Raw genomic sequence first — 4,574 nt, forward strand, 5'->3', positions numbered from 1 at the left:
CGGGGAGGTATATAAGTGAAGACCCGATAGGATTTTTATCTGGTGAGCCTAACTTTTTTGCGTATGTGAGTGATACGAATGCTTGGGTGGATTTGTTGGGGTTGAATGGTAGTACTTATGCAAGAGATCGATTGATGCAACATATGAGAAATGATCATTTATTAGTCAAAGATTTAGATAGTTTAACTATTATAAATATGAATGATAAATCAGATAAGGAAGTTCTGATGAAAGAAGCAACAACAATTAAGGAGCATGGAGGAATAGGCGATCCTAATGTTGCAAATAAAAGACGTCCTGAAGGGACAGATAATATTGCCAAGAAAAACAGCTAATAAGTATAATATTTATATGGAAGAAAAATACCCTATATGGAAGTTTAAACTTTCTGATGTATGCTATCAAATAGCTACAGAGAACAATATAAATTCTTTAGCAACGTATATGAAGCAAAATTCACTTAAAAATTTGATATTTATAAGTGATTTTGAAAAACCTGCTTGGAATAGTTATATTATGCCCAATCTTACAGAATTTGATTTTATAGAAAAACTTTCTGTACATTGGACAAATATAAAAGATATTAATGAGATACACAAATGTACTTCTATTAGGAATTTATCCTTAGATAATGATGATAAAACATATATTGATTTCTCTAAATTTCCTTATATTGAACACTTTGTTTCTTGGAATAGGAAAGGAATAGAAAATGTATGGGACATTCCAACAATTACAGATTTAACTGTTGCAGGACTAAATAGAAAGCAGTTTCCAAAAAATACTAATTGTTTGTATACTACTAAAAGATTACGTATTTTAAAAACACCACTTGAAACGCTATCTTTTTTGGAAGGTAATACGAGTATTAAATACTTAGAACTGAGCGATTTTTCTAAAATTAAAAGTTTAAAAGAGGTAGGAACCCTTCAACAGTTAGAGTATCTCTATATTAAGGCAAATAATGTAAGTGATTTTTCATTTTTAAAAGATTTATCTTCACTTAAAACTCTTTTTATTATAAGTAAAGTTGCTGAATTTTCCTTTGAATACTTTGAGAATATGCCTCAATTGGAAAGAATTGCTTTGTCAGGCAATAAGGATATTCAAAGATTTAATTTAGAATTAAAATTAACTAAAAATATAGTGTGATATTTAAAAGTAGTAGTGATATAGTATTGAAAACTATGGTAAGCATTACTCCATCATCACCGACCACTTAGGCACCCCCATAGAGGCTTACAACCAAGAAGGCGAACTGATATGGGAACGCGAACAAGACCGCTAAACCACCTTGCCCGTGCGGCTCGCACCAAAAGAGAACTTTAGGTGTCCATTCAAATACCAAGGGCAGTACTATGACAATGAGGTTGAACTCTGCTACAATAGGTTTAGGTATTATCACCCCGAGACGGGGAGGTATATAAGTGAAGACCCAATAAGATTCTTATCTGGAGAACCTAACTTTTTTGCTTATGTAAGTGATACGAATTGGTGGTTAGATTTATTGGGGTTGAATAGTAAGGTTTATGGAGAAAAAGATGGGAAAGCTCCACAAATTAAACGATTAATTAATGATAAAAGGATTAATCCTAATGATGATCCTGTCATCTTATTTGCCCCAAATTATAAAGATACTCCTGCAAAAGACATAGATAAACAAGGTGCTTTTGTTATTAGGGATCCTGATGAACTTATTGAAATAATTAAATAGAAAATGTCAAAAAGTGTTTTTATTAAGTCAAACATAAAAATAGAAAAAAAACTTTTATAAATTTAATAAAAGAGTTTTTTATAAAAGAGGATAGCTATGATAATCTATTAATATTACAATTTAAAAAAAAATGGATATGGCTATTTTTTAATGAAAGTGGAGAGTACTTAATACAGTTTTCATCCGATTTTTCATATGAAGAGATAGATGAATTTTGCTTGTATTTAAAGAATCTATTTGATTTTACTATAATTGATTAATTTTTTGAATGGGAAGAAACCTTTGAGTACAATTACCTTACAAGGGTGTACGATGTAAATGATAGTGCCGCACGGGTGCAAAGCGGCAGTATGTGAGCCGCTTAAAGAAATGGCACGGCTGGACGTTTAAATACGATGACGATGGCAACCTTATAGAGAAGTACAAAGGCGGCGGGAAATTATGAATTGTGGGACAAGTGCGACAAATGGGATAGGTAGGACGGGGAGGGAATTGTGAATTTTGAATTGGGCACAAGCTACAAGCTTGCGCCAGCGGGGGAGAAGATAGACCAAATGTAACAAAATATAATGATAGTAATGAACCTCTTCCTAGTAGAGGAAGAGAAAGAGAAGCACATATTCAGATAGAATGGTAATATAATAAACTAAAATATTATGAACGATAATGAATTTTATAATTTTTGCATGAAAGAGCTCACAAAATATGAGGATAATTATGATATAGATCCATTCGACTCATTAAAAAAAATGGTAGACTTATATGATTTGATAAAAAAAACTAATTTTCATGATATTGGGGATAGAATTGAATTATGGTTAGATGAGTATGGTGATGAGAATATTATAGAATATATTAAGAATACCAAAAATCCATATTTAATAGGTACTTTAATCGGAAAAAATTAGATATTATTATTTTTCATAGCCTAATAACTAACCTTTACTTACGATGCTCTTGGCAGGCGCCTGACCAAGCATTTTAGCCGCACCACTACTCACTTTTTGTGGAGTGGCAATGTGCCACTGCACGAATGGAAGGAACCCTTTGAGTTCAATTACAACACAGGCTTATACGACTTAGGTACTGAGCACAGCCCCACCACTTGTCCGTTCAAGTACCAAGGGCAGTACTACGATCCCGAAATAGAACTCTGCTACAACCGATTTAGGTATTATCACCCTGAAACGGGGAGGTATATAAGTGAAGACCCGATTAAACTCTTAGGTGGGTTTAATGTGTTTGCTTATGTAAGTGATAGTAATGCTTGGGTGGATATTTGGGGATTATTAGCTGGTGATATTTTGACAGAGGGATTAGTTTATAGAGCTGGCGGGAATACACTAAATAATTATACCCCTTCTTTACCTAAAGATTTAAATGGTCTTTCAATGTTTTCAGATACAGATACCTTAAAACAAAGATTACCAAAAGCAGATAAAGCACAAGTAATAGATTTATCTAAACTCGGAGATAAATTAGTTGCTATTGACGATGGGAATGGTCATATTAGTATAAAGCCAGCAAATGATATAGATGGTATAGAAATGAAAAAATGGGGAGATTTAAAAGGTTCTGATGAACTTCCTAATCCTTTGGCAGAACAAATCAAAAAATCAAGAGTAGACACTGTCAAGTTATATAAAAAATAAATTATGGATTTTTTTTTAGAAAAATGGGAACAACAATATTTAGTTCCAAAATTACAGATTATTGTAAATAATATAAAGAATAATGAGTCTGTAAAAATTTCATATTCTAAAATAGAAAATGCTGAAAGAGAAAGTGGTAAAGATTGGTATATTAGCACAGTAACCCCTTTTTCTTGGAAAGTTAATTCAGAAGAATGGATTGATGAAGTCGTATTATCTATAGAAATAGAAACTTCGAAGAGAAATTTAATAATTAACTCGGATATCAGTTATGGAACAGGCGAAATAATAAAAAAAAATATGTTTATTATTGACAATAATACTGACAATAAAGATTTAGATAGTTGGTTAGAAGTGAGTTACTATCAAATAATAAGTTTAATAAAAATTATAAATAGGAATTCTGAGAAAGAATGAATTTTATGAATAGAATTTATAGTATAATTAAGGTAGCTAATAGTATTAATTGGAAAAAACTAAAGGATTGTGAGGGCTATGTAAATTATGATATAGTAGAGAGGTTAATTGCTTTAACTAATACTAATAAAGGAACACGAAAGGAAAATTATTGGAAATTAGACAATCAGATTGTAGTACAATCAGGGTTGTCTGAAGTAGCAGTCTACGTACTTCCTTTTCTGAATGAGTTTATAAAAATATCTTCGTATAGAGATTACCTTTTAGACTTATTATTTGAGATTATTGAGGGAAATGATATTTCTTCTAACGGAAGTTACGTGGAAACATCTGCCACTATACATAATACTCCTTTTGTTTATTTCACAAAATCTGAAAATACTGAGCTAAATAGGGTTACAGCAATTATTGATGATTATATAAAAAAACAATATAAAACATACATTGATTTGTTATTTGAGGTTAAAACAATATATGAACTCAATGTGTTGTTAGATATTCTTTTAGGATTTAATGATAAGGTTTCTAAAATGTATCTAAAAACTATTTATCCAAAAGTAAAAAAAATATCCACAGAAAGTTTTAAATATCTTCTCAATAAATATGAAGAAGAACTACTAGAATAGTTCATTTGTTGTTATAAAATAATGTATCAGAAGAACTTATCATAGAAAAATTATCTTAGTACAGGACAAATTTTTATAAACGCTTGTAAATAAGGCTGGTATTTCTTAATTTTGCAGTTAGGAAAAAATCTGCACCCCCATAGAAGCCTACAACCAAGAAGGCGA

Annotated in this window: 7 protein-coding genes and 1 pseudogene; all 8 read left to right on the plus strand. The window is 30.9% G+C overall.

Going from position 1 to position 4,574, the window contains the following annotated elements; all coding sequences use genetic code 11:
• Positions 1–335: pseudogene (locus HMPREF1551_RS13960) on the plus strand (hypothetical protein); the annotation flags it as partial.
• Positions 336–351: 16 nt separating this feature from the next.
• On the plus strand, positions 352–1,152 hold the full coding sequence (locus tag HMPREF1551_RS06755; protein ID WP_021628331.1) for a hypothetical protein: 801 nt from the start codon (positions 352–354) through the stop codon (positions 1,150–1,152).
• A 55-nt stretch (positions 1,153–1,207) separates the two neighbouring features.
• Positions 1,208–1,288 (plus strand): RHS domain-containing protein, encoded by an 81-nt coding sequence (locus HMPREF1551_RS14510; protein ID WP_083476187.1) that lies wholly within the window; start codon positions 1,208–1,210, stop codon positions 1,286–1,288.
• A 12-nt stretch (positions 1,289–1,300) separates the two neighbouring features.
• The gene (locus HMPREF1551_RS14205; protein WP_021628332.1) at positions 1,301–1,714 is read left to right on the plus strand and encodes an RHS repeat domain-containing protein; all 414 of its coding nucleotides are present in this window, start codon (positions 1,301–1,303) and stop codon (positions 1,712–1,714) included.
• Positions 1,715–2,370: 656 nt separating this feature from the next.
• Positions 2,371–2,622: a hypothetical protein gene (locus tag HMPREF1551_RS06765; protein ID WP_021628334.1), complete on the plus strand. Its 252-nt coding sequence runs from the start codon at positions 2,371–2,373 to the stop codon at positions 2,620–2,622.
• A 111-nt stretch (positions 2,623–2,733) separates the two neighbouring features.
• The gene (locus tag HMPREF1551_RS13965; RefSeq protein ID WP_021628335.1) at positions 2,734–3,366 is read left to right on the plus strand and encodes an RHS repeat-associated core domain-containing protein; all 633 of its coding nucleotides are present in this window, start codon (positions 2,734–2,736) and stop codon (positions 3,364–3,366) included.
• Between the two features lie 3 nt (positions 3,367–3,369).
• Positions 3,370–3,783 carry a hypothetical protein gene (locus tag HMPREF1551_RS06775; protein WP_021628336.1) on the plus strand — a complete coding sequence of 138 codons (414 nt, stop codon included), beginning with the start codon at positions 3,370–3,372 and terminating at the stop codon, positions 3,781–3,783.
• 5 nt (positions 3,784–3,788) lie between these two features.
• Positions 3,789–4,409, plus strand: coding sequence for a hypothetical protein (locus tag HMPREF1551_RS06780; protein ID WP_155851614.1), 621 nt, complete (start codon positions 3,789–3,791; stop codon positions 4,407–4,409).
• Positions 4,410–4,574: the final 165 nt, after the last annotated feature.

Origin of the sequence: Capnocytophaga sp. oral taxon 863 str. F0517 (assembly GCF_000466425.1) — a bacterium.
Lineage (GTDB): Bacteria > Bacteroidota > Bacteroidia > Flavobacteriales > Flavobacteriaceae > Capnocytophaga.